The following is a 4,956-nucleotide window of genomic DNA, read 5'->3' on the forward strand; positions in this document are numbered from 1 at the left end:
GGGGTGAGGTGTGTGCGCAGGTGGGGGTAGGTCGACGGGGCGTAGGCGATGACCGAGATGTCTGCCGTGGAGCCCTTGTCGCCGGAGCGGGCGTGGGCCAGTTCGTGGAGTTTCATGGCGTCACCGTTCTTGCCGCTGTCAACTGAACTGCCGTGTTGGGCATGACCAGTTCGCGAGGTAGCAGGACCGAGGTGATGGCGATGTTCTCGCGGGTCTCGCGGGTGACGCCCGCGCCTCCGTAGGGGCCGTTCAGCCACAGGGAGGCCACCTCTCTGCCAACCCGGCGTGCCTGGAGGTGGGTTGCGGTGCGGGCGGCCACCCGTAGGCGAACTTCGTTCGGCTCTACGGCAGTTGCGCCGGCCCCTCTGTGTACCGCGTCGATGCCGATCAGGTCGTAGCGCGCCTCCGTGACCAGCAACTCGGCTGTCGTCAGGCGTTGTTCTACGATCCGTGCCGCCCCGCGGGCTCGGGCCACGGCACCCGGGCCGGCGTAGGAGATCTCGCCGGTGGCGAGGAAGCCGTCGCGGTAGCCGACCGAGGCTTTCAGGGTGGTGGGGCGTTCGCGGCCGGTGATGCCGGTGACCGCGACCCGGTCCTCCGCGAGGTGGGTGAGGTGGGCGTGGGAGAAGTCGGCGGTGACGTCGGGGGTGAGGTAGGCGGCCGGGTCGTGGACCTCGTACAGGAGTTGCTCGGTGACGGTCGCCGGGGTCAGACGGCCGCCGGAGCCAGGGACTTTGGTGACCGTGAAGGAGCCGTCCTCGGACACCTCGGCGAGGGGGAAACCGAGACGGGCGAGGTCGGGGACGTCCTTGGTGCCGGGGTCGGCGTAGTAACCGCCGGTGAGTTGGCCGGCGCATTCCAGGAGGTGTCCTACGGCGGTTCCGCGGGCCAGGAGGGGCCAGTCGGCCGGGGGCCAGCCGAACTCGTGCATCAGCGGGGCGAGGAAGAGCGACGGGTCCGCGATCCGGCCGGTGATGACCACGTCGGCGCCCTGGGCGAGGGCCTCGGTGACGGGGGTCGCGCCGAGGTAGGCGTTCGCCGATACGACGGTCTCGTGGAGGTCGCTCACCGTGCTTGCCGCCCTGCCGGGGCCGTCCAGGAGGGGGAGGCGCGTGCCCTTGACCAGGTGGAGTACGTCGTCGCCTGTGACCGTCGCGATGCGTAGACCGTCGAGGCCCAGGCGGCGGGCCACCTCCGCCACCACCCTCGCGGCGGCCCTCGGGTTGGCCGCGCCCATGTTGGTGATGATGCGGGTTCCGTGACGGGCGCAGGGTTCGAGTACGGCTTCCATGCGCTCCTCCAGCCACTCGTTGTAGCCGGTGTCCGGGTCGCGGAGGCGGTCCAACTGGGCCAGGGCGACGGTGCGTTCGGCCAGGCACTCGAAGACGAGGTAGTCGAGGCGGCCGTGCTCCGCGAGTTCCACGGCGGGGTCGACACGGTCGTCGGCGAAGCCCGCGCCGCAGCCGATGCGGATCCGTCGCGTCGGCTTCTCAGGGGTCGGTGTCCGTCTCTGTGTCCGCGTCCATGTCCGGCTCATGGGACCACTGTGGGACGGTGCGGGGGCCCGGGGCAAAGATCAATCGCGCATGGATTGATGTGGCTTCCGCATGAATGAGCCCTCCGCCCTGTACTCATGGGGCATGGACATCACCCTGCGGCAGATGGAGCTGTTCCTGAGTGTCGCAGAAGCCGGGTCGTTCACCAGGGCCGCCGAGGAGGTGCTGCTGAGCCAGCCCGTGCTGAGCCGTACCGTCCAGCAGCTCGAACACGCGGTGGGCGCGAAGCTCTTCGAGCGCACGACGCGGTCGCTGACGCTCACCCCGGAGGGCACCGAGCTGCTCGGCGTCGCCCGCGACATCCTCCGGACGTACCACCGCGGCATGGAACGGTTCGCCGCGATGCGTGCCGGGGAGCGGGGCACGGTGACGGTGGCCGCGCTGCCGTCAGTGGCCGCCGGGATGCTGCCCGGCGTCTTCCGGGCCGTGCTGGGCAGCATCCCGCGATGCAGTTGCGGATCCTGGACGGGACCACGCGGGAGGTGATCGAGTACGTCCGCTCCGGAGCGGCGGAGTTGGCGATCGCGGAGGGCGGGAACGCGGACCCCCAGGTGCGCGGCCAACTCCTTTGCGAGGAACCGGTGTTGGCTGTCCTGCCGACGGACCATCCGCTCACCGAGCGGGCGTCCGCGACCTGGCACGACCTGGCCCAGCAGCCCTTCGTCGCCTTCACGCCCTCCAGCAGCGTGCGGCGGCTCGCGGATCAGTCCTTCGAGCAGGCGGAGTTCGGCCGACGAACGTCATCGAGACCCGGGAGGTGGGTACGGCGGCGGGGATGATCTCGGCGGGGCTCGGCGTCAGTGCCGTACCGCGGCTGGTGCTGCCGTTGATGGCGTTCGGGCGGCTGGTGACACGGCCACTGAACGGGCCTGGAACGGTACGGAAGTTGGCGGTGTATACGCCGCGTACGCCTGTGCTGCCGCCGGCGTCCGCCTATTTTCTGCACCGGCTTCTGCATGGCGCGGGTGCTGAGCATGATGGTTCGGGGTCGGTTCGGTAGCCGGCCGGCGGGCGGGGTGATGAGGGCGAAGGGGAGAGACGTGGCTGAAGAGGCCGGTGGTGGTGTCGTCGTCTACTGGCGGCCCATGTGCCCGTACTGCATGCGGCTGCTCGCCCAACTCCGGTTCACACGGCTGGAGTTCAGCAAGGTGAACATCTGGCGGGACCCCGATGCGGCTGCGTTCGTCCGGTCCGTCGCGGACGGGAACGAGACGGTGCCGACGGTGACTGTGGCGGGGCGGGCGATGGTGAATCCGTCGAAGCGGGAGTTGTTGGAGGCGGTGGAGGCGTATGCGCCGCATCTGTTGTCGGGGAGTGGCTGACAGAGCTGTTCACAGGGCTCGTCCGGTCCCCGCGCCGGCGCTTCGGGCTCCTACAGCGGTTGTCCACCTCGGAGTTGGGCGTCGGACACTCGTTTCACCTCGGCGAACCGATCGTCCTGGCGGCGTCCGCCCGCCAGGTCGCTCAGGGCGTACGCCGTGTACGTGAAACCGTCCTTTGTGTGGAACCGCGCTCCCCAATTGCCGAGGGTCACCGCGCTGACCTGCGACCAGGGCAGGTGCTGGGTGCCCCAGGGGTTCACCATGACGATCGTGTCCGTGGTGAGTTCCAGGCGTACGCGCAGCAGCGCCCACCAGGCGAAGAGGGCGAAGAACAGGGCGAAGGCGGTCGCTGCCCCGGCGGATTCCGCGTTCTGCTTGTCCGGGTGGGAGACAACACCCCACCAGGCGGACAGCGCCCCGCACGCCGGGCCGGCGGCCAGCAGATAGCCCATGAGCCGGGCGGACCGGCTGACCCGCCAGGCGCCTATGACGCCGTCTCGTACATCGTCCACGGTACGAATGATGCCCGCCCGGGCGGGAGTTCGTCGCCTTGTTCTCCGTGCCTTGTTCTCGGTGCCTTGTTCAGGGTGAGGGCGTGGAGCCGGTGGAGAGGTCCAGGTGGAACGGGGAGCCGGGGGCCGTCGGGGTCCAGCCTTCGCGCAGGGCGCGTTCGATGGCGTGGGTGACGTCGGACGGGAGTACGGGCTTGGGCTCGTGGCACAGCCAGTTGCTCGGGTGCGGGTGGTCGGTGGTGACCACGAGCGTCGTACCGGGTTCGTCCGCGTGCTCGACCGCGAACGTGCACGGTGACCAGGCCAGCGCCTGGGAGTAGGTCGGTTTGCGGCGCAGGCGCCATCGGTAGGCCGTGCCGTCGACGACGATGTGCCGGGTTCCCTTGCGGGTGAGTGCCATGGCTTCCGCTCCTGCCCCTGCCCCTGCTTCTGCTTCTGCTTCTGCTTGGTGGCTCAACCCCCGTTGCGCATGAGCTACTTGGGTGGGGCGAACGGGTTCGGGTCCGGGGTCGGTGGGGTGTTCCACCAGGCCGGTGGGGGTGTGATCGGGGTCCAGTCGGGGCCTCTGTGGGTCTGCCACCAGGTTTCTATGGTGTGGAGCTTTTCGTTGAAGTGGCGGTCCCAGGACAGGAATCCGGAGGTGGGTGCCCGGAGTTCGGTGCGGTGGCCGTTCGCCTCGTGGAGGACGAGCGACTTGGTGCCCAGGGTGGATTGGAGCTGAATGGCCTGGATGTCGGCCCAGGGGATGGTTCGGCGGCGCACGTTGCGGACCACTGCCGCGGACGGGGTGAGAGTAACGCCGAAGCAGGAGGGGAGCAGGACACTCAGGAGCAGCAGGCCGATCCAGATGGTCAGCACCGCGGTCACAAAGTCCGGGGGCGGCGGCCCGGTCCAGGACGTGATGAGGAGGGCCCCGTTCAGAACGGTCAGGGGCAGAACGGGTGTTACGCGTTGCCACGCGGTCGCGCTGTAGCGCACCTCGACCGGCGACGGTCTCCCACTCTGCCAACGGCCCATCGCTGCCACCCCGTTGTCCCGTCGTTGTCCCGTGGTGCTGATGTCCCGCTTGTCCCGTGCGGTCGTTCATTGTCGCCGTTGTCGCTGTGTTTGTCGTTGAAGAATTTTCCCGGGACGTGACAACCCCCCTGTCCCGTAACCCCGTTCCTCAGGCATGAAGTACTTCTCACCGTGCGCCGCGCCGGTGCCGGGTGGAGGTGGCCTGTGATCCGGACGCCGGTCTGGCAGGACGTCTCCGATGCCGGTGGTGTCGGCGGTGCCGGGCTCGACTTCGACGACTTCGCTCGTAGTCGGCAGGCGCATCTGCGACGTACGGCTCATCTGCTGTGCGGGGACTGGCACTTGGCCGAGGACCTGACGCAGACGGCGTTGGCGAAGCTGTACGCGGTGTGGCGCCGGGTACGGCAGTTGGAGTCGCCGGACGGTCGATGAGGGTGTCACGCGGGATGGACACCACGCTGGCCTTCTTGTGGCCCTTGTAGACGTGGATGACCATCGCGGTGTCGGAGCGGGCGCTGCCGTCGTCGGTGCCGCCGCCCAGCTTCTTGT

At 69.1% G+C, this 4,956-nt stretch carries 8 protein-coding genes and 2 pseudogenes; 4 read left to right on the top strand and 6 right to left on the bottom strand.

Translation table 11 applies throughout. The annotated features are described in order from the left end of the window. Together ACNFOC_RS56140 and ACNFOC_RS50885 are read right to left on the bottom strand one after the other, a co-directional pair. The coding region (locus ACNFOC_RS56140; RefSeq protein ID WP_521987035.1) for an AtuA-related protein at positions 1-116 on the bottom strand (116 nt) is incomplete at its 3' end. Further along, complete coding sequence (locus tag ACNFOC_RS50885) at positions 113-1,537, bottom strand: acyclic terpene utilization AtuA family protein (RefSeq protein WP_416965782.1); 1,425 nt, start codon at positions 1,535-1,537, stop codon at positions 113-115. The genes ACNFOC_RS56140 and ACNFOC_RS50885, both read right to left, overlap by 4 nt. Before the next feature lie 70 nt (positions 1,538-1,607). On the opposite strand from ACNFOC_RS50885, the gene ACNFOC_RS50890 reads away from it, so the two are divergent. From ACNFOC_RS50890 to ACNFOC_RS50900, 3 genes and pseudogenes are all read left to right on the top strand, one after another. After that, a complete protein-coding gene (locus ACNFOC_RS50890; protein ID WP_416965783.1) occupies positions 1,608-2,042 on the top strand; it encodes a LysR family transcriptional regulator in 435 nt (144 codons plus the stop codon). Then, a pseudogene (locus ACNFOC_RS50895) lies at positions 2,003-2,556 on the top strand (LysR substrate-binding domain-containing protein). The gene ACNFOC_RS50890 and the pseudogene ACNFOC_RS50895 overlap by 40 nt, the downstream one beginning before the upstream one ends. A 40-nt stretch (positions 2,557-2,596) precedes the next feature. Further along, complete coding sequence (locus tag ACNFOC_RS50900) at positions 2,597-2,878, top strand: glutaredoxin domain-containing protein (protein WP_416965784.1); 282 nt, start codon at positions 2,597-2,599, stop codon at positions 2,876-2,878. A 50-nt stretch (positions 2,879-2,928) separates the two neighbouring features. On the opposite strand, the gene ACNFOC_RS50905 is transcribed toward ACNFOC_RS50900, so the two are convergent. The 3 genes from ACNFOC_RS50905 to ACNFOC_RS50915 form a co-directional block, all read right to left on the bottom strand. Then, entirely contained in the window at positions 2,929-3,390 is a 462-nt protein-coding gene (locus tag ACNFOC_RS50905; RefSeq protein ID WP_416965785.1) for a hypothetical protein, read from the bottom strand. A 70-nt stretch (positions 3,391-3,460) separates the two neighbouring features. After that, complete coding sequence (locus tag ACNFOC_RS50910) at positions 3,461-3,790, bottom strand: hypothetical protein (protein WP_416965786.1); 330 nt, start codon at positions 3,788-3,790, stop codon at positions 3,461-3,463. A 74-nt stretch (positions 3,791-3,864) separates the two neighbouring features. Further along, positions 3,865-4,407 carry a hypothetical protein gene (locus ACNFOC_RS50915; protein WP_416965787.1) on the bottom strand — a complete coding sequence of 181 codons (543 nt, stop codon included), beginning with the start codon at positions 4,405-4,407 and terminating at the stop codon, positions 3,865-3,867. A gap of 204 nt (positions 4,408-4,611) precedes the next feature. Here ACNFOC_RS50915 and ACNFOC_RS50920 point away from each other — a divergent pair, with 204 nt between their 5' ends. Next, a complete protein-coding gene (locus ACNFOC_RS50920; RefSeq protein ID WP_416965788.1) occupies positions 4,612-4,839 on the top strand; it encodes a SigE family RNA polymerase sigma factor in 228 nt (75 codons plus the stop codon). Here ACNFOC_RS50920 and ACNFOC_RS50925 read toward each other — a convergent pair. Next, positions 4,826-4,956, bottom strand: a pseudogene (locus ACNFOC_RS50925) (LCP family glycopolymer transferase); the annotation flags it as partial. The gene ACNFOC_RS50920 and the pseudogene ACNFOC_RS50925 sit on opposite strands and share 14 nt — an antisense overlap.

Source organism: Streptomyces colwelliae (genome assembly GCF_048158785.1).
Classification (GTDB): Bacteria; Actinomycetota; Actinomycetes; order Streptomycetales; family Streptomycetaceae; genus Streptomyces.